The sequence below is a fragment of the Streptomyces sp. NPDC044106 genome (genome assembly GCF_056433985.1).
Genome location: NZ_JBWKFZ010000017.1, coordinates 24,027 through 50,161 on the forward strand (window position 1 = coordinate 24,027; position 26,135 = coordinate 50,161).

Below are 26,135 nucleotides of genomic sequence, written 5' to 3' on the forward strand. Positions count from 1 at the left end.
AGCCCGCCGATACGGGGCGTGATCGTGTTGACCGTCAAACTTTTTGGTGAGACTCTGGAAGCCCCGCGCACCTTAGCTGTTTGGCATGTGAGAACGGCCGGCAAGACCCAGCAGAACAAAGAGTGCCAAGCACCGCGGGTGCGAATCCCTCACGACCTACACCGCTTCGGTCGGTCACTCATTGTGGAGGACCATCCATCATGGCAAAGGCGCTTCTCGGTTACGTCGGCGGCAGCGACCCGCGACTCCTCGCCGAGATGCGACGGCTCCAGCAGCGCGTCCAGGACCTGGAATCCGAGCTCGGTCGGATCCAGGCGGAGAACGACGCGCTGGCGGCTGCCGCTTCTCACGAATCGCTCCTGGAGAGCATCGACGTACCCCAGGCGGAGCCTGCGCTCACCTGACCATCCCATCGATCACGTATTCACAGGGCTTTGTGCGCGATTAGCCGCTGCCCCTGATAAGCAACCGGTCAGGCTGTTCGTGTCAGCCGCTTGATTCAAGATCTGCAAGGGACGCTTCGGCGTCCCTTCTTTCTTTCCGGCCCCTGTGCGTTCCCGCATATGCCACTTCCTTTACCGTCTGATGTGCCCTGCACCTTCATCGGTGAAACGGCCACTGAAGGTAGAGTCCGACGGCGTGCATCTCAAGGCCCTTACCCTGCGCGGATTCAAGTCCTTCGCGTCCGCCACGACGCTGAAGTTCGAACCGGGCATCACCTGCGTCGTCGGACCCAACGGTTCCGGCAAGTCCAACGTCGTGGACGCGCTCAGCTGGGTCATGGGTGAACAGGGCGCCAAATCCCTGCGCGGCGGCAAGATGGAGGACGTCATCTTCGCCGGCACCACCGGGCGCCCCCCGCTCGGCCGCGCCGAGGTCTCCCTCACCATCGACAACTCCGACGGCGCGCTGCCCATCGAGTACGCCGAGGTCACCATCACGCGGATCATGTTCCGCAACGGCGGCAGCGAGTACCAGATCAACGGCGACACCTGCCGCCTCCTCGACATCCAGGAACTGCTCTCCGACTCCGGCATCGGACGCGAGATGCACGTCATCGTCGGACAGGGGCAGCTCGACGGCGTGCTGCACGCCGACCCGATGGGACGACGCGCGTTCATCGAGGAGGCCGCGGGCGTCCTCAAGCACCGCAAGCGCAAGGAGAAGGCGCTCCGCAAGCTCGACGCGATGCAGGCCAACCTCGCACGCGTCCAGGACCTCACCGACGAACTGCGGCGCCAGCTCAAGCCGCTGGGTAGGCAGGCCGCGGTGGCCCGCCGGGCCGCCGTCATCCAGGCCGATCTGCGCGACGCCCGCCTGCGACTGCTCGCCGACGATCTCGTACGGCTGCGCGAGGCGCTGAACGCGGAGGTCGCCGACGAGGCCGCGCTCAAGGAGCGCAAGGAGCGCGCCGAGGCCGAACTGAAGGCCGCCCTGCACCGCGAGGCGCAGCTGGAGGAGGAGGTGCGGCGCCTCTCCCCGCGCCTGCAGCGGGCCCAGCAGACCTGGTACGAGCTGTCCCAGCTGGCCGAGCGGGTGCGCGGCACCGTCTCGCTGGCCGACGCGCGGGTCACGAGCGCCACCGCGGCGCCGCCCGAGGAGCGGCGCGGGCGCGACCCCGAGGACATGGAGCGCGAGGCCGCCCGGATCCGCGAGCAGGAGGCCGAGCTCGAAGCCGCCCTGGAGGCCGCCGAGCACGCCCTGGAGGACACGGTCGCCCACCGGGCCGAGCTGGAGCGGCAGCTGGCGGTCGAGGAGCGCAGGCTCAAGGACGTGGCGCGGGCCATCGCCGACCGGCGCGAAGGGCTCGCCCGACTGCACGGACAAGTCAACGCCGCCCGTTCGCGCGCCTCGTCGGCGCAGGCCGAGATCGACCGCCTCGCCGTCGCCCGGGACGAGGCCGCGGAGCGCGCGGTCGTGGCCCAGGAGGAGTACGAGCAGCTCAAGGCCGAGGTCGACGGGCTCGACGCGGACGACGCCGAGCTCGGCGAGCGGCACGACGCGGCGAAGCGGGAGCTCGCCGAGGCCGAGGCCGCGCTCACCGCGGCACGGGAGGCGGCGACCGCGGCCGAGCGCGAACGGGCCGCCGTCGCCGCCCGGCACGACGCGCTCGCGCTCGGCCTGCGGCGCAAGGACGGCACCGGCGCGCTGCTCGCCGCCAAGGACCAGCTCGCCGGGGTGCTCGGCCCGGCCGCCGCGCTGCTCTCCGTGGCGCCCGGTTTCGAGGTGCCGGTCGCGGCCGCGCTCGGTGCCTGCGCCGACGCCGTCGCGGTGAGCGACCCCGGCACGGCCGCCGAGGCCATCCGGCTGCTCCGCAAGCAGGACGCGGGGCGTGCGGCGCTGCTCCTCGGCGGCGCCCCGGAGGAGCCGCGCGCGGAGCGCTCCGAGGGGCCGCCGCCCGTCGCCGATCTCGTGCGGGGCCCCGATGAGCTGCTGCCCGCCGTGCGGCGGCTCCTTCGGGGATTCGTCGCGGTGGGCACCCTTGAGGACGCCGAGGACCTGGTCTACGCCCGCCCGGAGCTGACCGCCGTCACCGCTGATGGGGACCTGCTGGGGGCGCACTTCGCGCAGGGCGGTTCCGCGGGGGCGCCGAGCCTGCTCGAAGTGCAGGCATCCGTCGACGAGGCCGCCGCCGAGCTGGAGGAACTGGGTGCGCGGTGCGAGGAGTTGGCGCGGGAGCAGCGGCGCGCGGGGGAGCGGCGCGATGAATGCGCGGCGCTCGTCGAGGAGTTGGGGGAGCGGCGCAGGGCCGCCGACCGCGAGAAGTCGTCCGTGGCCCAGCAGCTGGGGCGGCTCGCCGGGCAGGCGCGGGGCGCGGCGGGGGAGGCGGAGCGGTCCGCCGCCGCGGCGGCCAAGGCGCAGGACGCGCTGGACAAGGCCGTCGAGGAGGCCGAGGAACTCGCCGAGCGGCTCACCGTCGCACAGGAGGCGTCCCCCGCGGGGGAAGAGGAGGAGCCCGACAGCTCCGTGCGCGACCGCCTCGCCGCCGACGGGGCCAACGCCCGGCAGACCGAGATGGAGGCGCGGCTCCAGGCCCGTACGCACGAGGAGCGGGTCAAGGCCCTCGCAGGCCGGGCCGACTCCCTGGACCGGGGAGCCCGCGCCGAACGTGAGGCACGCGCGCGTGCCGAACAGCGTAGGGCCCGGCTGCGCCACGAGGCGGCGGTCGCCGGGGCCGTCGCGTCCGGCGGGCGCCAGCTGCTCGCTCACGTCGAGGTGTCCCTCGTACGGGCCGAGGAGGAGCGGGCCGCGGCCGAGCGCGCCAAGGAGGTCAGGGAGCGCGAGCTGGCCGCCGCGCGGAACCAGGGCAGGGAGCTCAAGGCGGAACTCGACAAATTGACTGATTCAGTTCACCGCGGCGAGGTACTGGGTGCCGAGAAGCGGCTGCGGATCGAGCAGCTTGAGGCCAAGGCACTGGAGGAGCTCGGTGTGGAACCGGCGGGACTCGTGGCCGACTACGGCCCGGATCAGCTCGTGCCGCCCTCGCCCCCCGCCGAGGGCGAGGAGCTGCCCGACGATCCGGCGCATCCGCGCAACCAGCCGGTGCCGTTCGTCCGCGGTGAGCAGGAGAAGCGGCTCAGGTCAGCCGAACGGGCGTATCAGCAGCTCGGAAAAGTGAATCCGCTGGCGCTCGAGGAGTTCGCGGCGCTGGAGGAACGGCACAAGTTCCTGAGCGAGCAGCTCGAAGACCTGAAGAAGACACGGACGGACCTCCTCCAGGTGGTGAAGGAGGTCGACGAACGGGTCGAGCAGGTCTTCACCGAGGCCTACTACGACACGGCCCGGCAGTTCGAGGGCGTCTTCTCGCGGCTCTTCCCCGGCGGTGAGGGCCGGCTGATCCTGACCGACCCGGACAACATGCTCACCACCGGCGTGGACGTCGAGGCCCGGCCGCCCGGCAAGAAGGTCAAGCGGCTCTCGCTGCTGTCCGGCGGTGAACGGTCGCTGACGGCCGTGGCGCTGCTCGTTTCGATCTTCAAGGCGCGACCGAGTCCGTTCTACGTGATGGACGAGGTCGAGGCGGCGCTCGACGACACCAACCTGCAGCGGCTCATCCGCATCATGCAGGAGCTGCAGGAGGCCTCGCAGCTCATCGTGATCACGCACCAGAAGCGCACGATGGAGGTCGCCGACGCGCTCTACGGCGTCTCGATGCAGGGTGACGGCGTCTCGAAGGTGATCAGTCAGCGGCTCCGCTAGGCGCTCTACAAGACTTCAATACTTGAACGAACCAGGCCTCAAAGTGCCCATAAATTCACAACGACCCACCTCTTGACTTCGTAACTTGAAGGCATAGTCTCTGCAATGTTGCTTTTACCTTCAGGTGGTGGGCGGCGTGAAGTTGTGCGCCACTTGAAGAGCTCGCCCCCACCCCCGGCGACGTTGCCGGTGGCCCGAGGAGTACACGTGACCAGCACATCGCAGGCGCCTCAGTCCGGAGCCAGAGAGGCCCACCCGGACCATCTCGGACATGTCATCTTCATTACGGCGGCCGCCGCGATGGGTGGCTTCCTGTTCGGCTACGACAGTTCGGTGATCAATGGCGCGACCGTCGCCATCCAGCACCGCTTCGACGTCGACGCCAACGTGCTCGGCTGGATCATCGCCACCGCGTTGCTCGGCTGCGCCGTGGGCGCCGCGGTGGCCGGACGCATCGCCGACCGCATCGGCCGCATCCGCTGCATGCAGATCGCCGCCGTGCTCTTCGCGGCCAGCGCCGTCGGCTCGTCCCTGCCCTTCGCGGCCTGGGACCTCACGGTGTGGCGCCTGATCGGCGGCATCGGCATCGGCATGGCCTCGGTGATCGGCCCGGCGTACATCGCCGAGGTCGCGCCGCCCGCCTACCGCGGCCGGCTCGCCTCGTTCCAGCAGGCCGCGATCGTCATCGGCATCGCCGTCTCCCAGCTGGTCAACTGGGGCATCCTGAACATGGCTGACGGCGACCAGCGCGGCAAGCTGATGGGCCTTGAGGCCTGGCAGTGGATGCTCGGCGTCATGCTGGTCCCGGCCCTGATCTACGGCCTGCTGTCCTTCATCATCCCGGAGTCGCCGCGCTTCCTGGTCTCCGCGGGCAAGAAGAAGGAGGCCAAGAAGGTCCTCGGCGAGGTCGAGGGCACCTCCATCGACCTCGACGCGCGCGTCGACGAGATCGAGCGGGGCCTGCACCGCGAGCACAAGCCGTCCTTCAAGGACCTGCTCGGCAAGGTCGGCTTCCTGCCGATCGTCTGGATCGGCATCGGGCTCTCGGTCTTCCAGCAGCTCGTCGGCATCAACGTGATCTTCTACTACTCGAACCAGCTGTGGCAGTCGATCGGCAAGGACCCGTCCAGCTCGTTCCTGTACTCGTTCGAGACGTCGATCGTGAACATCATCGGTACCGTCATCGCGATGATCTTCGTCGATCGCATCGGCCGCAAGCCGCTCGCGATCATCGGCTCGGCGGGCATGGCGGCGGCGCTGTTCACCATGGCATGGGCCTTCTCGTACCGGTCCGGCTCCGGCGACGACGTCTCGCTGCCCAACGCGCAGGGCCTGACCGCGATCATCGCCGCCAACGCCTTCGTGCTCTTCTTCGCCCTCTCCTGGGGCGTGGTGGTCTGGGTGCTGCTCGGCGAGATCTTCCCGAACCGGCTCCGCGCCGCCGCGCTCGGTGTGGCCGCGTCGGCCCAGTGGCTCGCCAACTTCGCGATCACCAAGACGTTCCCGAGCATGTCCGAGTGGTCGCTGACCGGCTCGTACATCATCTATGGCGCCTTCGCCGCCATCTCGATCCCCTTCGTCATGAAGTTCGTCAAGGAGACGAAGGGCAAGGCCCTGGAGGAGATGGGCTAAACCCCCGCTGCCCCCTCCTCTTCAGGAAGCTGCCCCGGCCGAAGGACTCGTGCTCACGTGTCCTTCAGCCGGGGCAGTACGTTTTCGCAGAAGTGGTGCAGGCTGCGCCAGCCCTCGTCGACGGGCATCCCTCCGGAGAGCGGGTGCAGGACGAGGCTGCCCGCGCCGTTTCGCGCGTACGTCACGCACTCGTCCGGCGTCAGGATGCGGTAGACGCCCTCCTCGCGCAGCTCCCGCACCGTCGTGGCCGCCGACTTCACCGCCGAGCGGATGTCCTTGGACTGCCAGGAGGCGTACGTACGCGCCTCATGCAGGAAGTGCTCGCCGTGCTCGGCCCAGGCGCGGTCCGGGTCGTCCGCGATGTGCAGGAGCGTGGTCTCGGCGGCGGGCATCATCGTCCAGCCCTCGGTGCCGTGCTCCGCGAGCTGCGCGGTGTAGTACGCCGCCAGCTCCGGCAGATGGGCGCTGGGGAAGAACGGCAGGCCGAGCCGGGCCGCGCGCCGGGCCGCCGCCTTCGAGGAGCCGCCGACCAGGAGCAGCGGGTGCGGCTGCGTGAAGGGGCGCGGTGTGACGCGCGCCGTCCGGCCGCGGAAGGTGAAGGGCTCGCCCCGCCAGGCCTTGAGCAGCGTCTCCAGAAGCTCGTCCTGGAGCTTCCCGCGGCTCTTCCAGTCGACGCCCGCCTGCTCGTACTCCTCGGGCCGGTAGCCGATCCCCGCCACCGTGACCAGGCGTCCCGCGCTCAGCAGGTCCAGTACGGCGATGTCCTCGGCGAGCCGCAGCGGGTCGTGCAGCGGGCCGATGACCGCGGACACCGTCACCGCGATGCGCCGGGTCGCGCCGAAGACGGCGCCCGCGAAGGTGAACGGCGAGGAGATCCAGTTGTTTGCCGTGCCGTGGTGTTCCTCGGTCTGGATGGTGGAGATGCCGCGGTCGTCGGCGTAGGCGGCCATCTCCAGGGCGGTCCGGTAGCGCTCGCTCAGCGAGGCGGGCGTGGCCGCGGGATCGACGAGGTTGAAACGTACGACTGTGGCGGGCATGGAAACGTCCCCCTTCACCGTGCGTGGGCGGCGAAGGGGGACGTTAGTTGACGTGGTGTCAGATGGGTAGTCCCGTACGGGAGCGGGATCGTCCCCTATGGGAGCCGGATCGTCCCGTACGGGAGCCGGCGCCGGTCAGGCGGAGATCAGCTCGGTGTCGCCCTTGCCGCCCGTCGCGTCCTTCTCGACCGGCGGGGTCTTCGGCAGGACCGCGTACAGGACCGCGGCGACGACGATCGTGGTCAGCCAGCCAAGGCCGTGACGGCCGGTCCAGGAGGTGGCGAGCGGGCCGCTGAACCAGTCGACCTTGGTGAAGAGCAGGCCCACCACCAGGGCGATCGCCCACGCCGTCATGGCCTGCCAGGCGAAACCAGCCTTGTACCAGTACGCGCTGGTGCGCTTGGTGTCCATCAGCGCCTCGCCGTCGTAGGTCTTGCGGCGCAGCATGTCGATGCCGAAGACGCCGATCCAGGCGGAGAACGCGACCGCGAGCAGGGTGAGGAAGGAGATGAACGAGCCCATGAAGCTGGTCGCCACGTTCATCAGGATGTAGCCGAAGATCAGGCTGATGACGGCGTTCACGCTGACCGCCCACGCGCGCGGGACCTTGATGCCGAGCGTCATGGCGGTGAAGCCCGCGGAGTACATCGACATCGAGTTGATCAGCAGCATGCCGACCAGGGCCATGATCAGGTACGGCACGGCGATCCACGTCGGAAGCAGCGAGCCGAGGAAGGAGACGGGGTCCGCGGCGGTGGAGAGCTTCGGCGCGGAGACGGCCATGACGGCGCCCATCAGGACCATCGGGACGACGACGATGGCGGCGCCGCCGACCGCGTGGCCCACCAGCGGCTTGTTCGAGGTGGTGCGCGGGAGGTAGCGGGTGAAGTCGGGGCCCGTGGGGACCCAGCTGATGCCGCCGGCGGCGATCGTGCCGACGCCCGCGACCATCATCGCCGTGGAGCCCGCGGGCTGGTCGAAGACCTCGGACCAGTCGGTCTCGGCGAGGAGGTAGATCAGTACGAGGACGCTGAACGCGCCGAAGGCGTACGTCGACCACGTGCTGCAGATGTGCAGGATCTTCCGGCCGAGACCGCTGATCAGGAACGTGCAGGTGACGAAGCAGACCAGCGTGACGACGGTCAGCCAGGTGCTGGACTTCACGCCGAAGCAGATGTCCAGGACGGTGATGATCGCGTACGCGCCGGTGACCGCGTTGATCGTCTCCCAGCCCCAGCGGGCGACCCAGATCAGCGCGCCGGGGAAGAGGTTGCCGCGCTGGCCGAAGACCGCGCGGGAGAGCGTCATGCCCGGCGAACCGCCGCGCTTGCCGGCGACGGAGATCAGGCCGACCATGCCGTAGCTCAGCAGGGGCGAGACGAGCGCGACGATCAGGACCTGCCAGAAGTTCAGGCCGTTGGAGACGATCAGGCCCGCGCCCATGGTCAGCAGCAGGACGCTGATGTTGGCCGCTACCCAGGTGGGGAAGAGTTCACGGGTCTTGCCCGTGCGCTCGGCGTCCGGGACGGGCTCAAGGCCGCGTGTCTCGAGGGCGCCTTCGGATTCGGCGGTGGTGCTGCTCATGGGGGTGGGTCCGTGCCTCTCGCTCGGATCGCAACGTCGCGATCCGCCGGTGGGGGTGATTCGCGATGGACTCTACGCGCGTTGATGCGGGGACCTCCATCGTACTTTAGTCCGAGTAGTGCCCTCCCGGGGCTTATGTTCTTTGGAGGAAACTCCAATCTGGGCCTCTCCTGGTGGCATGGCCGATACTGGACGAGTTATGGAAATCGTCATCCTTGCTGTAGTCATCGCCGTGGTCGTGATCGGCGCGCTCGGCGGGCTCGTGATCGGCAGCCGCAAGAAGAAGCAGCTGCCCCCGCAGGCCCCGTCCAGCACGCCCACCATCACCGCCCCTCCCGCCGAACCGAAGGTCGGCGACGAGGCCGAGACGCCGCGCGACGAACCGCGCCGCACGATCGAGGAGGTGGAACTCCCGCTCGCCGAGCCGTCGGCCACGGCCCCGGTCGTCGTCGAGGAGCCGGTCGCCGAAGAGCCGGCCGCGCCGGAGATCGAGACCCCCGAGCCCGCCGCGGGACGCATGGTGCGGCTGCGCGCCCGGCTCTCCCGCTCGCAGAACGCGCTCGGCAAGGGACTGCTCACGCTGCTGTCCCGCGAGCACCTCGACGAGGACACCTGGGAGGAGATCGAGGACACGCTGCTCACCGCGGACGTCGGTGTCGCGCCCACCCAGGAGCTCGTGGAGCGGCTGCGCGAGCGCGTACGCGTGCTCGGCACCCGCACGCCGGACGAGCTGCGCACACTGCTGCGCGAGGAGCTCCTCACGCTCGTCGGCGCCGACCTCGACCGCACCGTGAAGACCGAGTCCGGCCTGGAGACGCCGGGCATCGTGATGGTCGTCGGGGTGAACGGCACCGGCAAGACCACCACCACGGGCAAGCTCGCGCGCGTCCTCGTCGCCGACGGCCGCTCGGTCGTGCTCGGCGCCGCCGACACCTTCCGCGCCGCGGCCGCCGACCAGCTCCAGACCTGGGGCGAGCGCGTCGGCGCCCGTACGGTCCGTGGCCCGGAGGGCGGCGACCCGGCGTCGATCGCCTTCGATGCGGTCAAGGAGGGCATCGCGGACGGCGCGGACGTCGTCCTCATCGACACCGCGGGCCGGCTGCACACCAAGACGGGCCTCATGGACGAGCTCGGCAAGGTCAAGCGCGTCGTCGAGAAGCACGCCCCGCTCGACGAGGTGCTGCTCGTCCTCGACGCCACGACCGGCCAGAACGGCCTGGTGCAGGCGCGCGTCTTCGCAGAGGTCGTCAACATCACGGGCATCGTCCTCACCAAGCTGGACGGCACCGCCAAGGGTGGCATCGTCGTCGCTGTCCAGCGCGAACTGGGCGTGCCGGTCAAGCTGGTGGGCCTCGGCGAGGGCGCGGACGACCTGGCCCCGTTCGAGCCCGAGGCGTTCGTGGACGCGCTCATCGGGGACTGAGGTCCGCGGTCCGTCGTACGCGGACGTGTCACACGCGTGAAGAGAAGGGCCCCTCGCACGGTGCAGGTGCGAGGGGCCCTTCCGTATCCGGGCGGGGCCGTCCCTAGGGAGACCGGTGCGCCACGTACGCCAGGGTGCCGAGCAGGAGCCGCGCCTGGGGCGGGTTCGTCGCCGTGTCGAGCGCGGGGGAGCGGAGCCAGCGGACCGGGCCCAGGCCGCCGCGGTCGGACGGGGGCGCGGTGATGTGGGTACCGTGGCCCAGACCGTGCAGGTCCAGGGCGGCGCCGTCCCAGCCCATGCGGTACAGCAGCCGGGGGAGTTCACTCGCGGCGCCGGGGGCGACGAAGAACTGCGCCCGGCCCTCGGGCGTGACCGCCACAGGACCCAGTGGAAGGCCCATCCGCTCCAGCCGGACCAGGGCGCGCCGCCCCGCGGCCTCCGCCACCTCCAGGACGTCGAAGGCGCGCCCGACCGGCAGCAGCACGGCGGCGCCGGGGAACTCCGCCCAGGCCTCGGTCACTTCGTCGAGTGTGGCCCCGGCCGGGACCTCGGGGGCGAAGGCCAGCGGGTGGGCGCCGGGGGCGGCACAGCCGGCGGTTCCGCACGAGCAGACGCCGTCCACGGCCCGGGCGCCGGGCACCGCGTCCCAGCCCCAGAGGCCGGTGTACTCCGCCACCGTGGTGCGGTCCGACGTGCGGCCGCGCCGCCGTGATCCGGTGCGGGGCCTGTCGGTTCCCCGGATGCCGCCGATCGTGAAGCCCATGCCCCCTCCAACGGGTCCAGCGTGTCGCGGTTACGTGACGGAATCGGATCGTTACCCTCTGCTGTCGCGACGGGCGCCCGAAGAATTTACGGGGAGTGCGCCCGGTCCCACACGCCCCGGTGCACTCCGCTCCGCCCGCTTTCGTTTGCCCTGTGTCAAGTGAATCGCTTGTGGCGGCCCGGGAGTTCATTCGAAGGGGTGGCGAATGGTGGCGTTTCCGCGATCGCCCTCGCCGGACGGGTGATCGTAGGATTACTTTCGGTGCATGGCCCTGTGAGTTCGAGCACTCGTGGGTATGCCGGAGGCAAGTCGGTTTCCTGTTCGACGGGTGACATTCTCCGGACGGACCGGCGCAAGGCGCGGCATTCTGTTAGGGCTTGGCGTGGACAACGCACAAGTGGCTTGAGGGATGGGGGCGTTCCAGTGGGCGGCAACGACGGAGGTGGCGTGAGCGCCGAGAAGCGCCCCAACGAGATGCTCACGTCCTGGTTCGTGCGCAGCGGCTGGTCGAAAGGCGAGCTCGCCCGCCAGGTGAACCGCAGGGCGCGGCAGTTGGGTGCCCACCACATTTCCACGGACACCTCACGGGTCCGCCGCTGGCTGGACGGCGAGAATCCGCGCGAGCCGATCCCCCGCATCCTTTCCGAGCTGTTCTCCGAGCGGTTCGGCTGCGTCGTCGCCGTCGAGGACCTGGGCCTGCGCGCCGCGCACCGCACCCCCGCCTCCTCCGGCGTCGACCTGCCCTGGACCGGGCCGCAGACGGTCGCGCTCATGAGCGAGTTCTCGCGCAGCGACCTGATGCTCGCCCGCCGCGGCTTCCTCGGCACCTCGCTCGCGCTCTCCGCGGGCCCCGCCCTCATCGAGCCCATGCAGCGCTGGCTGGTGCCCTCACCGTCCGCCGCCGCGCCGCGCGAGCCCGAGACCGCCGCCGCGCAGCGCCGCCCCTCCCGGCTGTCCAAGCCGGAGCTCGACCTCCTGGAATCCACGACGGTGATGTTCCGGCAGTGGGACGCCCAGTGCGGGGGAGGGCTCCGGCGCAAGGCCGTCGTCGGGCAGCTGCACGAGGTGACGGACCTGCTGCAGGAGCCCCAGCCCGAGGCCACCTCCCGGCGCCTCTTCAAGGTCGCGGGCGAACTGGCGGAGCTGGCGGGCTGGATGAGCTACGACGTGGGCCTGCAGCCCACCGCCCAGAAGTACTTCGTCCTCGCCCTGCACGCCGCCAAGGAGGCGGGCGAGAAGCCCCTCGGGTCGTACATCCTCTCCAGCATGAGCCGCCAGATGATCCACCTCGGCCGGCCCGACGACGCACTCGAACTGATCCACCTCGCGCAGTACGGCAGCCGCGACTGCGCCAGCCCGCGCACCCAGGCCATGCTGTATGCGATGGAGGCCAGGGCGTACGCCAGCATGGGCCAGCCGGGCAAGTGCAAGCGGGCCGTGCGGATGGCCGAGGACACCTTCGCCGACGCCGAGGACTTCGGCGGCCCCGAGCCGGACTGGATCCGCTTCTTCTCCGAGGCCGAGCTGAACGGCGAGAACGCCCACTCGTACCGCGACCTGGCGTACGTGGCGGGCCGCAGCCCCGCCTACGCCTCGCTCGCCGAGCCCGTCATGGACCGCGCCGTGGAGCTCTTCGAGAGGGACACCGAGCACCAGCGTTCGTATGCGCTGAACCTCATCGGCAAGGCCACCGTCCACCTGCTCCAGCGCGAGCCCGAGCAGAGCACGGTCCTCGCCGGGCGGGCCCTCGACATCGCCAAGAAGGTCCGCTCCGAGCGGGTCAACACGCGTCTGCGCAAGACCGTCGACACGGCCGTCCGGGACTTCGGGGACGTCGCCGAAGTCGTCCAGCTCACCGAGCGGCTCGCCATCGAGATGCCGGAGACCGCGGAGGCGGTCTGAAGCCCGGTACCCCCCGGCCCCGGCCGCGGCGGGACCATCCCTAACAGCCCGACTCGGCTCCCCCATGCCAGGTCAGCCGGATGGCCGCCGCGGCCGGTTCTCATGCCGTGCGAGGGGTGTGCGAGCGCACCCCGCGTGACCCGGCAGTTCATGGCCGTGTAACACGCACCGCGTCTTCGTCACTGCTGCGAAACACCGAGGCGCCTCCGTGGAAACCGCGCTGGGCCAATCTCTGGCGCATAACCGGCCCACGGCCCCGGCACTCATCGAACGGGGCTCCTCGGCACCGCACAGGTCCGCCCGCGCGGGCCGCATACGAAGACGAGGAGACGCCGATGCCCCCAGGCATCACGATCGCCGCAGACGCCCCGGAGCTGTCTGCCGCCAACACCGGGTTCATGCTCATCTGCTCCGCCCTGGTGATGCTCATGACGCCGGGACTCGCCTTCTTCTACGGAGGCATGGTCCGCGTCAAGAGCACGCTGAACATGCTGATGATGAGCTTCATCAGCCTGGGCATCGTCACCATCCTCTGGGTGCTGTACGGCTTCTCCGTCGCGTTCGGCACCGACCACGGCAGCCTGCTGGGCTGGGAAGGCGACTACGTAGGCCTCAGTGGGCTCGGCATCAACCAGCTCTGGGACGGCTACACCATCCCCGTCTACGTCTTCGCCGTCTTCCAGCTGATGTTCGCCGTCATCACCCCCGCGCTGATCAGCGGCGCCCTCGCGGACCGCGTGAAGTTCACGTCCTGGGCCCTGTTCGTCGCCCTGTGGGCCACCGTCGTGTACTTCCCCGTCGCGCACTGGGTCTGGGGCGCCGGCGGCTGGGCCTTCGAGCTGGGGGTCATCGACTTCGCGGGTGGCACGGCCGTGCACATCAACGCCGGTGCCGCGGCGCTCGGCGTCATCCTCGTCATCGGCAAGCGGGTCGGCTTCAAGAAGGACCCGATGCGGCCTCACTCGCTGCCCCTGGTGATGCTCGGCGCGGCCCTGCTCTGGTTCGGCTGGTTCGGCTTCAACGCCGGATCGTGGCTCGGCAACGACGACGGCGTCGGCGCGCTCATGTTCGTCAACACGCAGGTCGCCACCGCCGCCGCGATGCTCGCCTGGCTCATCTACGAGAAGCTCCGGCACGGCGCGTTCACCACGCTGGGCGCCGCGTCGGGCGCCGTCGCCGGCCTCGTCGCCATCACCCCGTCCGGCGGTTCCTGCTCACCGCTCGGCGCCATCGCCATCGGGGCCGTCGCCGGGCTGCTGTGCGCCATGGCCGTCGGACTCAAGTTCCGGTTCGGGTACGACGACTCCCTCGACGTCGTCGGCGTCCACCTGGTCGGCGGGATCGCCGGTTCGGTCCTCGTCGGCTTCTTCGCCACCGGCGGCGGGCAGTCCAAGGCGCAGGGCCTCTTCTACGGCGGCGGCCTGGACCAGTTGTGGAAGCAGCTCGCGGGTGTCGGCGCCGTGCTCGCGTACTCCCTCGTCGCCTCTGCGGTCCTCGCCCTCCTCATCGACAGGACGATCGGGATGCGGGTCGCCGATGACGACGAGGTCACGGGCATCGACCAGGTGGAACACGCCGAGACCGCGTACGACTTCAGCGGGGCGGGCGGCGGTACGGCTTCGCGTACGGGGCTTCCGGCGCCGGGTGCGGCTGTGGGTGCGGGTGTGGGTGCTGGTGGTCAGGCGCCGGCGCAGGCTCAAGGTCAGAGGAACAAGAAGGTGGACGTATGAAGCTCATCACCGCGGTCGTCAAGCCGCACCGGCTCGACGAGATCAAGGAAGCGCTGCAGGCCTTCGGTGTCCAGGGGCTGACCGTCACCGAGGCCAGCGGCTACGGACGGCAGCGCGGACACACCGAGGTCTACCGGGGTGCCGAGTACACGGTGGACCTCGTGCCGAAGATTCGTATCGAGGTTCTCGTCGAGGACGACGACGCCGAGCAGCTCGTGGAGGTCGTGGTGAAGGCGGCCAGGACCGGCAAGATCGGGGACGGCAAGGTGTGGAGCGTGCCGGTCGACACGGCTGTGCGGGTGCGGACGGGGGAGCGGGGGCCTGACGCGTTGTAAGAGGTGCGGGAGGGGCATGGGCCGCGGCGTGTGGATGAGGGGCGCGGGGTGAGCGGTGCGGGGGGCGGGTGTGAGACGTCGGGCGAAATGAACTGAGTGGGACCGAACAGGAGCTGCTGGGTGACGAGTGTGGACGTACCTACCGAAGCGAAACCGGAAGAATCCGGACCCAGCGGCTACGCGGCGGCCCGGCTGCGGCTCCTCCACGAGGAGTCGCGGTCAGGGCCGCCGCGCCGTTCCGCCCTCGCGGAGCTGACGGACGACTGGCTGGCCGGGCTCTTCCGGGCCGGTGGCGGCGACGGTGCGGGGTCCGCGGGCGTGCCGCGGGGCGTCGCGCTCGTCGCGGTGGGCGGCTACGGGCGCGGCGAGCTGTCGCCCCGCAGCGACCTCGACCTGCTCCTCCTGCACGACGGCAACGCGGCCGGCGCCGAGGTGGCCGCGCTCGCCGACCGCCTCTGGTACCCGGTCTGGGACCTCGGCCTCGCACTCGACCACTCCGTGCGGACGCCCGTGGAGGCCAGGAAGACCGCCGGTGAGGACCTCAAGGTGCACCTCGGGCTCCTCGACGCCCGCCATGTCGCGGGCGACTCCGGGATGAGTGCCGCGCTGCGCACCGTCGTGCTCGCCGACTGGCGCAACCAGGCGGTGAAGCGGCTGCCGGAGCTGCGCGAACTGTGCGAGGAACGGGCGGAGCGCCAGGGCGAGTTGAGCTACCTCCTCGAACCCGACCTCAAGGAGGCGAGGGGCGGGCTGCGCGACGTCACCGCGCTGCGGGCCGTCGCCGCGTCGTGGCTCGCGGACGCGCCCCGCGAAGGGCTCGCCGACGCCCGCAGGCACCTCCTCGACGTGCGCGACGCGCTGCACCTGGCGACCGGCCGGGCCACCGACCGGCTCGCCCTCCAGGAGCAGGACCAGGTCGCCGCCGAACTTGGCCTGCTGGACGCCGACACCCTGCTGCGGCAGGTCTACGAGGCGGCGCGCGTCGTCTCGTACGCCAGTGACGTGACCTGGCGCGAGGTCGGGCGCGTGCTGCGGGCGCGGGCCGGGCGACCGCGGCTGCGGACGCTCCTTGGCGGTGGCGGCGGGCGTGGCCGCGGAGCGGTGGCGGAGCGGACGCCGCTGGCCGAGGGGGTCGTCGAACAGGACGGGGAGGCCGTGCTCGCCCGCGCCGCCCGGCCCGAGCGGGACCCCGTCCTGCCGCTGCGGGCCGCCGCGGCGGCGGCGCAGGCGGGACTCCCGCTCTCGCTGCACGCCGTGCGCCGGCTGGCCGCCGCCGCGCGCCCCCTGCCCACGCCGTGGCCGGCCGAGGCCCGCGATCAGCTCGTGACGTTGCTCGGCGCGGGCCGGACGACGGTCGACGTGTGGGAGGCGCTGGAGGCCGAGGGGCTCATCACGCGGATGCTGCCGGACTGGGAGCGGGTGCGGTGCCGGCCGCAGCGCAACGCCGTCCACACCTGGACGGTCGACCGGCACCTGGTCGAGACGGCGGTACGGGCGGCCGAACTCACCCGGCGAGTGGGGCGGCCCGATCTGCTGCTCGTCGCGGCGCTGCTGCACGACATCGGCAAGGGGTGGCCCGGGGACCACTCCGAGGCCGGGGAGGTCATCGCCCGCGATGTCGCGGCGCGGATCGGGTTCGACGCGGACGACGTCGCGGTCGTCGCGCGCCTGGTCCGGCACCACCTGCTTCTCGTGGAGACGGCGACACGGCGTGACCTCGATGATCCCGCGACGGTACGCGGGGTCGCCGAGGCGGTGGGTTCCGTAGGGACGCTGGAGCTCCTGCACGCCCTGACCGAGGCGGACGCGCTGGCCACCGGGCCCGCGGCCTGGTCGGCGTGGCGGGCCTCGCTGGTCGCCGATCTGGTGCGGCGGGTGGCGGCGGTGCTCTCCGGGGACGCCGTCCCTGAGGATGCCGCCGAGGACGCGGCGCCGACGGCCGAGCAGGAGCGGCTCGCGATGGAGGCGTTCCGTACGGGTGGGCCCGTGCTGGCGCTTCGGGCGCGGGCGGAGAGGGCGGGGGAGGTCGAGGTCGACGGGGAGGTCGAGGGGGAGGCGGACCCGCTCGGGGTGCGGCTGCTGGTCGCCGTGCCGGATCAGCCGGGGGTGCTGTCCGCGGTGGCCGGGGTCCTCGCGCTGCACCGGCTCGCGGTGCGGACCGCGGAGCTGCGGGAGGTGACGCTGCCCTCGGGCGTCGAGTCGTCCTCGGTGCTGCTGCTCAGCTGGCGGGTGGCGGCGGAGTACGGCCCGCTGCCGCAGGCGACGCGGTTGCGGGCCGATCTCGTGCGGGCACTCGACGGCTCACTCGACATCGAGGCGCGGCTCGCGGAGCGGGAGGCGGCCTACCCGCGCCGCCGCGGCCCGGCCGCCCCGCCGGCCCGGGTGACGGTGGCCCCGGCGGCTTCACGCCTCGCAACGGTGATCGAGGTGAGGGCCCAGGACGCCCCGGGCCTCCTGCACCGGATCGGGCGGGCGTTGGAGGCGGCGGGGGTGGTGGTGCGGAGTGCGCATGTGTCGACGCTGGGGGCGAACGCGGTGGATGCGTTCTATGTGACGGGGGCGGATGGGGGGCCGTTGGCGGGGGAGCGGGCGGTGGGGGTTGCTCGGGGGGTGGAGGGGGGGTTGCGGGGGTAGGGGGGTGCGGGGGTAGGGGGTGGGCTTGGGTGGCGTGGGCGGTTGCGTGTGCGGTGGCGTGTGCGGCTGCGCTGGGGCTGGGGTCTGCGCCTGTTGTTCGTCTGTGGGGCGGGGCCGCGGGGGTATGTGCGTACTCGCTGTCCCTGCGTCGCGCTGCACGGACAATGGGGCTACAGGATGCTCGGTGCTCCGTTCGCACATACCCCCACGTCCCCTCGGGAGCGCGTGCGACCGCGGCCCGGTTAGGGTGCACCTACTGGCTCCCCTGTCTCGCTCCCCTGTCTCGGCTGTACGTCGCGGGTCCCTCTCCGGCACCTGCTCCCGCTGCGCGTCGCGGGGGCGTACCCGCCCCTCCCGGGGCCCCGCTCCCGCTGTGCGTCGCGGGGATGTTCCCCCCCCCGGGCCCTGCTCCCATCGTGCGTCGCGGGGTCGTACCCACCCCCCGGCTCCTGCTCCCAGCGTGCGTCGCGGGGTTGTACCCGCCCCCCGGGTCCCTACTTCCGTCGTGCGTCGCGAGGTTGTACCCGCCTCCGGGGCCCCCGCTCCCGCCGTGCGTCGCGGGGATGTTCCCACCCTCGGCCCTGCTGCCATTCGTGCGTCGCGGGGTTGTACCCGCCCCCCGGCCCCTACTCCCGCCGTGCGTCGCGGGGTCGCACCCCCGCCCCTACCCCCGCCATGCGTCGCGGGGCAAACGGGTGGGTGGGAGACATCCGCCGCGGAGCGGCGGGCCCGTTCGTACCTGCAGACGGAGGCGGGGGAGCACACCCATCGGAGCCCACCGGAACGCCACCCCGCCAGGGGCCCGCGCAGAACAACCGCCCAAGCCCATCGCACGGTGCCCTCGGTCGACCGATACTCTGGAAGGCGACCTGTTCCCCTTCCCCCGACCCGAGGATTCGCGACCGCCGTGTTCGATACTCTCTCCGACCGCCTCGCAGCGACATTCAAGAACCTCCGGGGCAAGGGCCGCCTGTCCGAGGCGGACATCGACGCCACGGCGCGCGAGATCCGCATCGCCCTCCTCGAGGCGGACGTCGCCCTGCCCGTCGTCCGCGCCTTCATCAAGCAGATCAAGGAGCGCGCGACCGGCGCCGAGGTCTCCCAGGCCCTCAACCCCGCCCAGCAGGTCATCAAGATCGTCAACGAGGAGCTCGTCGGCATCCTCGGTGGCGAGACGAGGCGCCTGCGCTTCGCCAAGACGGGCCCGACCGTCATCATGCTCGCGGGCCTCCAGGGTGCCGGTAAGACGACCCTCGCGGGCAAGCTCGGTCTCTGGCTGAAGGGCCAGGGCCACGCGCCGCTGCTCGTCGCCTGCGACCTCCAGCGCCCCAACGCCGTCAACCAGCTGAGCGTGGTCGCGGAGCGCGCCGGCGTCGGCGTCTACGCCCCCCAGCCGGGCAACGGCGTCGGCGACCCGGTGCAGGTCGCCAAGGACTCGGTCGAGTACGCGAAGACCAAGCAGTTCGACGTCGTCATCGTCGACACCGCGGGACGCCTTGGCATCGACCAGGAGCTGATGCAGCAGGCCGCGGACATCCGCGACGCCGTCAGCCCGGACGAGGTCCTCTTCGTCGTCGACGCCATGATCGGTCAGGACGCGGTCAACACGGCCGAGTCCTTCCGGGACGGCGTCGGCTTCGACGGCGTCGTGCTCTCCAAGCTCGACGGTGACGCCCGCGGTGGTGCCGCGCTCTCGATCGCGCAGGTCACAGGGCGTCAGATCATGTTCGCCTCGAACGGCGAGAAGCTGGACGACTTCGACGCGTTCCACCCGGACCGCATGGCGTCCCGCATCCTCGGCATGGGCGACATGCTCACGCTGATCGAGAAGGCCGAGCAGACCTTCTCGCAGCAAGAGGCCGAGAAGATGGCCTCCAAGCTGGCCTCCAAGAAGGGTGTGGACTTCACCCTCGACGACTTCCTGGCCCAGATGGAGCAGGTCAGGAAGATGGGCAGCATCAGCAAGCTGCTCGGGATGATGCCCGGGATGGGGCAGATCAAGGACCAGATCGCCAATCTGGACGAGCGGGACGTGGACCGTACCGCCGCCATCATCAAGTCGATGACGCCCGCCGAGCGTCAGGAGCCGACGATCCTCAACGGCTCGCGCCGGGCCCGTATCGCCAAGGGCTCCGGCGTCGACGTCAGCGCCGTGAAGAACCTCGTCGAGCGGTTCTTCGAGGCGCGGAAGATGATGTCCCGCATGGCCCAGGGCGGCGGCATGCCGGGTATGCCCGGGATGCCGGGCATGGGCGGCGGCCCCGGCAGGCAGAAGAAGAAGCAGAAGCAGGCCAAGGGCAAGCGCCGCTCCGGCAACCCGATGAAGCGCAAGCAGGAGGAGCAGGAGGCGGCCGCCCGCCGCGAGCAGGCCGGTCAGGACGGCGGCGCCTTCGGGCTTCCGGGTGGCCAGGCCGGCCAGAACTTCGAGCTTCCCGACGAGTTCAAGAAGTTCATGGGCTGACGTTCGTCGAGTGGACGGAACCGCCCGCCCGATCATGGGCTGTTCCGTCCCGTACGCCAATGGGGCGCCCCTTTACGGAGGGGCGCCCCATTGACGTTTCCCGGCTCCCCGGAGCAGGTGCCCGAGGCCAATTTCTGACGTAACGTCCGGATATGAGCAACCCTGTGCCGCCGCGCCAGGCGCCCGATCCGCCGTGGCGTTCCGAGGGCGCGCCGCCGCCCGACCCGACGCCGCCGCCGAAGAAGAAGATGCCGGGCGGCTGGGGCGGCCTGGTCCTGACGGCTCTGATCGTGTATCTCATCGCCAACCTCGTCCTGTCCTTCTTCAACGACGGCGACGAGCCGACGATCTCGTACACGGAGTTCGCCAAGCAGGTCGACTCCGGCAACGTCACGAAGATCTACTCCAAGGGCGACGCGATCCAGGGGCAGCTCAAGAAGGAGCAGTCCAAGCCGGACGGTGACAAGGGGAAGTACACCAAGTTCACGACGCAGCGCCCCGCCTTCGCCGACGACAAGCTCTGGGACGACCTGACCAAGCACAAGGTCACCGTCACCGCCGAGCCAGTGGTGCAGGAGCGCAGCTTCCTGTCGAACCTGCTCATCTCGCTCGCCCCGATGCTGCTGCTCGTCGTGCTCTGGATCTTCATCGCCCGGCGCATGGGCGCGGGGATGGGCGGCGGGGGCGGCATGCTCGGCCGCAAGACGCCGCCGAAACCCGTCGAACTGGAGCCCGGGGCGAAGCGGACCACGTTCGAGGACGTGGCGGGGATCGACGAGGTCGAGGGCGAGCTCAACGACGTCGTCGACTTCCTGAAGAACCCCGACGCCTACCGCAGGATGGGTGCCAGGATGCCGCGCGGCGTGCTGCTCGCGGGGCCGCCCGGCACCGGCAAGACGCTGCTCGCCCGCGCCGTGGCGGGCGAGGCGGGCGTGCCCTTCTTCTCCGCCTCCGCCTCGGGCTTCATCGAGATGATCGTGGGCGTGGGCGCCTCGCGCGTACGCGAACTCTTCGCCGAGGCCCGCAAGGTCGCGCCGTCGATCATCTTCATCGACGAGATCGACACCATCGGGCGCGCGCGGGGCGGCGGCAGCGGAATGGGCGGGCACGACGAGCGCGAGCAGACGCTGAACCAGATCCTCACCGAGATGGATGGTTTCTCCGGCGCGGAAGGCGTCATCGTGCTCGCCGCCACCAACCGCGCAGACGTCCTCGACCCCGCCCTCACCAGACCCGGGCGCTTCGACCGCGTCGTCAACGTCTCACCGCCCGACCGCGGCGGCCGCGAGGCCATCCTCAAGATCCACACGCGGGCCATCCCACTGGCCGACGACGTCGATCTCGCCCAGGTCGCCCGTACGACGCCGGGCATGACCGGCGCCGAACTCGCCAACCTCGCCAACGAAGCGGCCCTCGTCGCCGTCAAGCGCAAGCAGCGAACGGTCACCCAGTCCGACCTCTCCGAAGCCATGGAGAAGGTCCAGCTCGGCGCCGAGCGGCCGCTCGTGATGCCGGAGGACGAGCGCAGGCGCACCGCGTACCACGAAAGCGGCCACGCCCTGCTCGGCATGCTGCAACCCGGCGCCGACCCGGTCCGCAAGATCACGATCGTGCCGCGCGGGCGTGCGCTGGGCGTGACGCTCTCGACTCCCGACTCCGACAAATACGCGTACACCGAGGAGTACCTCAGAGGTCGCATCATCGGCGCCCTGGGAGGCATGGCCGCCGAACACGTCGTCTACGGAGTCGTCACCACCGGCGCCGAGAACGACCTGGAGCAGGTCACCAACATCGCGCGCGGCATGGTCGGCCGCTGGGGCATGAGCGAACTCGTGGGCCGCCTCTCGGCCCTGCCGAACGACGCCCAGCAGGCGTACGGGCTCGCGGCCGCCCCCGGGACCCTCGACACCATCGACGGTGAGATGCGCCGGATCGTCGACGAGTGCTACGAGAGCGCCTGCCGCCAGCTGCGCGACCATAGGGACCAACTGGACGCCCTGGCCGCGGCATTGCTGGAGAACGAGACGCTGGAGGAAGCGCAGGCGTACCGGGTGGCGGGCATCACGCGGATGGCCAAGGACGGCTAGGGCCTGTGACCTTGGCCCGGGTCGGCAGTTTCGGCCGCCGCGGGCGGCTAGGGCGTGCGGGCGATCAGGTAGCGGAAGACGTTCGGCATCCACACCGTGCCGTCCCCGCGCCGATGCGGATGCAGCGCCTCCGTCAGCTCCTTGTCGACCTGCACCTGGTCCGTCGCGCCCACCGCCGCGTCGAACAGCCCCGTCGACAGCAGCCCGCGCGCCGCGCTCTCCACGTCCGCGTATCCGAAGGGGCACGCCACCCGGCCCGAGCCGTCCGGCTTGAGCCCCGCCCGATGGGCGACCTCCTCCAGGTCGTCCCGGAGCGCGGGGCGCCAGCTGCCCGTGGACCGGAGCGGATCGGCGAGCTTCGTCGCCACCCTCAGTACTGAGGAGGTCGCACAACGCTCCGGAGGACCCCAGCCGGCGAGTACCACCGGGGCGCCGCGCCCGGCGAGCGGGGCCGCCGCCTCCAGGAGGTCGGACAGCCCTTCGGAGTCACCCGCCATGCAGCCGATCGGCTGGAAGGCGGTGACGAGGTTGTACGCGGGCAGCTCCGGGTCCGCCGCGTCCGCCGGGCCGCCTTCCACCAGGCGGGTACCGGCACGCGCGCGTGCTGCCTCCCCGCCGTCCGCCAGCAGGCGTTCGCGCGCGAGAGCGAGGCGTTCGGGGTGCGCGGGGTCGACGCCGGTGACCGCGGCGCCGCGGGAGAGGGCCATCAGCAGAGCCAGTCCGGAACCGCAGCCGAGGCCGAGGAGCCGGGTGCCTCCATTCACTTCGAGCCGTTCGTACACCGCTTCATAGAGCGGGACCAGCATCCGTTCCTGGATCTCCGCCCAGTCACGCGCGCGTGCACACAGGTCCACACGGGGCGAAGCGCCCGCGCGGGGGAGGTGCGACTGCACGAGTGTTGGTGTCATCGAAAGCGCCCCAATCAAACGAGAGTTGGTGCAGTGCCGGAATTCAACGGTTCATCCGCCCCCGTGCAGTGCGCTCGCACTCCCCCCGTATGCCAGAGAACTCCGCATCCGTCGTGGAGTCCAGAGGTTGTCGGGCAATGCTTGCGTGCCACCGTTGTGCGCCCCTCCCGGGTACGCCGGACCGCGGGCCGGTGCCGGACGCCGATGAGACCCCGGGTAACGTCGCTGTCGTCGCCCGCTCCCACCCGGCGCGAGGACATGGGCTACGCGCTGGGGCGTACGCGCCGCTACGTACCGGCTTGATGCGAGCTGTGAGGCTTCTCCGCAGATCAGCGCACCCGCCCTCGTCCGGACGCATCAATGGCAACTGACGGGTACGTGCAAATTATTTGGGATGCCCCGGAATGGAACCCCCGGGGCACTCGGCTCGTTGTCACGACGTGAGCACGACACCACCTGTTCTCGCCGCAGAGCTGGCACAGGCGTGGGCCGACATTCAGCGGCACCACCCCGAGCTGCCCGACCTTGCCGCGCCCGAATCCCTGATCGGAGAGTCGTCGTCCGCCTGTGGCGCCGAGCTCTCCTTCGAGCGACTGCTTCACGAAGCAGTCCATGGCATCGCCGCCTCGCGCGGTGTACGCGACACTTCACGTGCCGGCCGCTACCACAACCGCAGATTCCTCGCGATCGCCGAGGAGCTGGGCCTCGACCACCCCGAGGAGCCACATCCGAGCAGCGGCTTCTCCCTGGTCACGCTCAACCCGGAGGCGAAGAAGCTCTACCGCCCGACGATCGAGCGCCTGCAGCGCGCGCTGAAGGCGCACACCGCGGCGACGACGGCGGACACCGCGCGCAGCTTCCGGGGCCCCGCCGCCCGGCACGGCTCCTCAGGAGGAGGCGTGCGAGTGAAGGCGGTCTGCGACTGCGGGCGCAACGTCCGCGTCGTCCCCTCGGTGCTCGCCCAGGCGCCGATCATGTGCGGCGGCTGCGGGAAGCCGTTCCGCATCCCGGACGTGGTCGCCGTGGGTGTGGGCTGAGCCCGGCCGGGGCGCCCGGTCCGGGTTCGGGCGCCCCGGGGACGTATGGCACAATGGCTAGCTGTACTCGACAGTCGCACAGGACCCCTCTCTCCTCCGGCTGACGCGTCCATCGGGCACTCGAGTACCGCAACCCCACGCGGCATCACTGTTGTGCCCACCCACGTCAAGACCAGGAGACACCACTCCCGTGGCAGTCAAGATCAAGCTGAAGCGTCTGGGCAAGATCCGTTCGCCTCACTACCGCATCGTCGTCGCCGACTCCCGTACCCGCCGTGATGGCCGGGCCATCGAGGAGATCGGTCTGTACCACCCGGTGCAGAACCCCTCGCGCATCGAGGTCAACTCGGAGCGTGCCCAGTACTGGCTGTCCGTCGGCGCCCAGCCGACCGAGCCGGTCATGGCCATCCTGAAGCTCACCGGCGACTGGCAGAAGCACAAGGGCCTGCCGGCCCCGGCGCCGCTGAAGGTCGCCGAGCCCAAGGACAAGCGCGCCGCGTTCGAGGCCTTCACCAAGGGTCTCGAGGGCGACGACGCCAAGGGTGAGGCCATCACCCAGAAGGCCAAGAAGTCGGACAAGAAGGCGGACGAGGCCGAAGCCGCGTCCACCGAGTCCACCGAGGCCTGAGCATGCTCGAGGAGGCTCTCGAGCACCTCGTGAAGGGCATCGTCGACAACCCCGACGACGTGCAGGTTGCCTCGCGCAACCTGCGCCGCGGGCGCGTCCTCGAGGTCCGGGTCCACCCTGACGACCTCGGCAAGGTGATCGGCCGCAACGGCCGCACCGCGCGTGCCCTGCGCACGGTCGTGGGCGCCATCGGTGGCCGCGGTGTCCGCGTCGACCTCGTCGACGTGGACCAGGTTCGCTGAACCGGGTTCGCAGAACCACAGCAGCACCGGCTCGGGCCGGGGAGGGCTCCAGGGCCTTCCCCGGCCCGTAGTCGTTGGATGAGGAGAAACGCAGTGCAGTTGGTAGTCGCCCGCATCGGCCGTGCCCACGGCATCAAGGGTGAGGTCACCGTCGAGGTCCGCACCGACGAGCCGGAGCTGCGGCTCGGCCCCGGTGCCGTCCTCGCCACGGACCCCGTCTCCGCAGGCCCGCTGACCATCGAGTCGGGCCGGGTGCACAGCGGCCGACTGCTGCTGCGCTTCGAGGGCGTACGCGACCGCACCGGCGCAGAGGCGCTGCGCAACACCATCCTGATCGCCGAGGTCGACCCGGCGGAGCTCCCCGAGGACGAGGACGAGTTCTACGACCACCAGCTCATGGACCTCGACGTCGTCCTGGAGGACGGCACGGAGGTCGGCCGGATCACCGAGATCTCGCACCTGCCCTCGCAGGACCTCTTCATCGTGGAACGGCCCGACGGCAGCGAGGTCATGATCCCCTTCGTCGAGGAGATCGTCACCGAGATCGACCTCGATGCCCAGCGCGCGGTCATCGATCCGCCCCCCGGTCTCATCGACGACCGCGCCGAGATCGCCTCCGCGCGGGACGAGGCGTAATGCGGCTCGACGTCGTCACGATCTTCCCCGAGTACCTGGACCCCCTGAACGTCTCCCTCGTCGGCAAGGCACGCGCGCGTGGGCAGCTCGACGTCCAGGTGCACGACCTCAGACAGTGGACGTACGACCGGCACAACACGGTCGACGACACCCCTTACGGCGGCGGCCCCGGCATGGTCATGAAGACCGAGCCCTGGGGCGCGGCCCTCGACGACGTGCTCGCCGACGGGTACGAGGCGGGGGCCCACGGGCCCGTCCTGGTCGTCCCCACGCCCAGTGGCCGCCCCTTCACCCAGGAGCTCGCCGTGGAGCTCTCCGAGCGCCCCTGGCTCGTCTTCACCCCCGCGCGCTACGAGGGCATCGACCGCCGCGTCACGGACGAGTACGCGACCCGCATGCCCGTCTACGAGGTCTCCATCGGCGATTACGTCCTCGCCGGCGGGGAGGCCGCCGTCCTGGTCGTCACGGAGGCCGTCGCCCGGCTCCTGCCGGGCGTGCTCGGCAACGCCGAGTCCCACCAGGACGACTCCTTCGCCCCCGGAGCCATGGCCAACCTCCTGGAGGGCCCGGTCTACACCAAGCCTCCCCAGTGGCGCGGGCACGGCATCCCCGACGTGCTGCTCAGCGGCCACCACGGCAAGATCGCGCGCTGGCGGCGGGACGAGGCGCTGCGGCGCACCGTCCGCAACAGGCCCGATCTCATCGAGCGCTGCGAGCCCGGGGCCTTCGACAAGAAGGACCGCGAGATGCTCTCGATCCTGGGGTGGCGGCCGGGGCCCGACGGCCGATTTGGGCGAGACCCCCAAGCCGTGGAAGAATAGGCCGCTGCTGTACGTCCAGCGTGCGCCCCTGCCACAGGGGGATCGGCCGAAGCTCTTCTCCCCGCTCGGCGGGGA

At 70.9% G+C, this 26,135-nt stretch carries 19 protein-coding genes; 15 read left to right on the plus strand and 4 right to left on the minus strand.

Annotation, left to right across the window (positions count from 1 at the left end):
• Positions 1-200: 200 nt before the first annotated feature.
• The 3 genes from AC07DI_RS28595 to AC07DI_RS28605 all read left to right on the plus strand — a co-directional run bounded on the left by AC07DI_RS28595 (position 201) and on the right by AC07DI_RS28605 (position 5,832).
• Complete coding sequence (locus AC07DI_RS28595) at positions 201-404, plus strand: hypothetical protein (RefSeq protein ID WP_055551056.1); 204 nt, start codon at positions 201-203, stop codon at positions 402-404.
• A gap of 235 nt (positions 405-639) precedes the next feature.
• A complete protein-coding gene (gene smc / locus AC07DI_RS28600; protein ID WP_478906934.1) occupies positions 640-4,200 on the plus strand; it encodes a chromosome segregation protein SMC in 3,561 nt (1,186 codons plus the stop codon).
• A 207-nt stretch (positions 4,201-4,407) separates the two neighbouring features.
• Entirely contained in the window at positions 4,408-5,832 is a 1,425-nt protein-coding gene (locus tag AC07DI_RS28605) for a sugar porter family MFS transporter (protein WP_478906936.1), read from the plus strand.
• A gap of 53 nt (positions 5,833-5,885) precedes the next feature.
• On the opposite strand, the gene AC07DI_RS28610 is transcribed toward AC07DI_RS28605, so the two are convergent.
• Together AC07DI_RS28610 and AC07DI_RS28615 are read right to left on the minus strand one after the other, a co-directional pair.
• Positions 5,886-6,869, minus strand: a complete 984-nt coding sequence (locus AC07DI_RS28610; protein WP_478906938.1) for an LLM class flavin-dependent oxidoreductase — start codon at positions 6,867-6,869, stop codon at positions 5,886-5,888.
• Between the two features lie 135 nt (positions 6,870-7,004).
• A complete protein-coding gene (locus AC07DI_RS28615) occupies positions 7,005-8,453 on the minus strand; it encodes a purine-cytosine permease family protein (RefSeq protein WP_384249993.1) in 1,449 nt (482 codons plus the stop codon).
• A gap of 199 nt (positions 8,454-8,652) precedes the next feature.
• Here AC07DI_RS28615 and ftsY point away from each other — a divergent pair, with 199 nt between their 5' ends.
• Positions 8,653-9,876 (plus strand): signal recognition particle-docking protein FtsY, encoded by a 1,224-nt coding sequence (ftsY, locus tag AC07DI_RS28620; protein ID WP_384249996.1) that lies wholly within the window; start codon positions 8,653-8,655, stop codon positions 9,874-9,876.
• A 103-nt stretch (positions 9,877-9,979) separates the two neighbouring features.
• Here ftsY and AC07DI_RS28625 read toward each other — a convergent pair whose 3' ends face one another.
• Complete coding sequence (locus tag AC07DI_RS28625; protein WP_478906940.1) at positions 9,980-10,639, minus strand: bifunctional DNA primase/polymerase; 660 nt, start codon at positions 10,637-10,639, stop codon at positions 9,980-9,982.
• 423 nt (positions 10,640-11,062) lie between these two features.
• Between AC07DI_RS28625 and nsdA the strand changes: the two genes are divergently transcribed.
• From nsdA to ftsH, 6 genes are all read left to right on the plus strand, one after another.
• On the plus strand, positions 11,063-12,541 hold the full coding sequence (gene nsdA, locus AC07DI_RS28630; RefSeq protein ID WP_384250001.1) for a transcriptional repressor NsdA: 1,479 nt from the start codon (positions 11,063-11,065) through the stop codon (positions 12,539-12,541).
• 335 nt (positions 12,542-12,876) lie between these two features.
• Entirely contained in the window at positions 12,877-14,271 is a 1,395-nt protein-coding gene (locus AC07DI_RS28635) for an ammonium transporter (protein ID WP_478906943.1), read from the plus strand.
• A complete protein-coding gene (locus tag AC07DI_RS28640) occupies positions 14,268-14,606 on the plus strand; it encodes a P-II family nitrogen regulator (protein ID WP_058847462.1) in 339 nt (112 codons plus the stop codon). Before AC07DI_RS28635 ends, AC07DI_RS28640 begins: the two co-directional genes overlap by 4 nt.
• 120 nt (positions 14,607-14,726) lie before the next feature.
• The gene (locus tag AC07DI_RS28645; RefSeq protein ID WP_478906945.1) at positions 14,727-17,240 is read left to right on the plus strand and encodes a [protein-PII] uridylyltransferase; all 2,514 of its coding nucleotides are present in this window, start codon (positions 14,727-14,729) and stop codon (positions 17,238-17,240) included.
• A 907-nt stretch (positions 17,241-18,147) separates the two neighbouring features.
• Complete coding sequence (gene ffh / locus AC07DI_RS28650; RefSeq protein WP_478906947.1) at positions 18,148-19,701, plus strand: signal recognition particle protein; 1,554 nt, start codon at positions 18,148-18,150, stop codon at positions 19,699-19,701.
• A gap of 152 nt (positions 19,702-19,853) precedes the next feature.
• Positions 19,854-21,788 carry an ATP-dependent zinc metalloprotease FtsH gene (gene ftsH / locus AC07DI_RS28655; RefSeq protein WP_478906949.1) on the plus strand — a complete coding sequence of 645 codons (1,935 nt, stop codon included), beginning with the start codon at positions 19,854-19,856 and terminating at the stop codon, positions 21,786-21,788.
• A 47-nt stretch (positions 21,789-21,835) separates the two neighbouring features.
• Here ftsH and AC07DI_RS28660 read toward each other — a convergent pair whose 3' ends face one another.
• Positions 21,836-22,696: a class I SAM-dependent methyltransferase gene (locus tag AC07DI_RS28660; protein ID WP_384250013.1), complete on the minus strand. Its 861-nt coding sequence runs from the start codon at positions 22,694-22,696 to the stop codon at positions 21,836-21,838.
• A 440-nt stretch (positions 22,697-23,136) separates the two neighbouring features.
• Between AC07DI_RS28660 and AC07DI_RS28665 the strand changes: the two genes are divergently transcribed.
• The 5 genes from AC07DI_RS28665 to trmD all read left to right on the plus strand — a co-directional run bounded on the left by AC07DI_RS28665 (position 23,137) and on the right by trmD (position 26,060).
• Positions 23,137-23,733 carry a hypothetical protein gene (locus AC07DI_RS28665; RefSeq protein ID WP_384250016.1) on the plus strand — a complete coding sequence of 199 codons (597 nt, stop codon included), beginning with the start codon at positions 23,137-23,139 and terminating at the stop codon, positions 23,731-23,733.
• Positions 23,734-23,923: 190 nt separating this feature from the next.
• Entirely contained in the window at positions 23,924-24,361 is a 438-nt protein-coding gene (rpsP, locus tag AC07DI_RS28670; protein WP_150186450.1) for a 30S ribosomal protein S16, read from the plus strand.
• 2 nt (positions 24,362-24,363) lie between these two features.
• The gene (locus AC07DI_RS28675; protein ID WP_014176063.1) at positions 24,364-24,603 is read left to right on the plus strand and encodes an RNA-binding protein; all 240 of its coding nucleotides are present in this window, start codon (positions 24,364-24,366) and stop codon (positions 24,601-24,603) included.
• A gap of 93 nt (positions 24,604-24,696) precedes the next feature.
• On the plus strand, positions 24,697-25,239 hold the full coding sequence (rimM, locus tag AC07DI_RS28680; protein ID WP_478906952.1) for a ribosome maturation factor RimM: 543 nt from the start codon (positions 24,697-24,699) through the stop codon (positions 25,237-25,239).
• A complete protein-coding gene (trmD, locus tag AC07DI_RS28685; protein ID WP_384250023.1) occupies positions 25,239-26,060 on the plus strand; it encodes a tRNA (guanosine(37)-N1)-methyltransferase TrmD in 822 nt (273 codons plus the stop codon). Before rimM ends, trmD begins: the two co-directional genes overlap by 1 nt.
• Positions 26,061-26,135 lie beyond the last annotated feature (75 nt).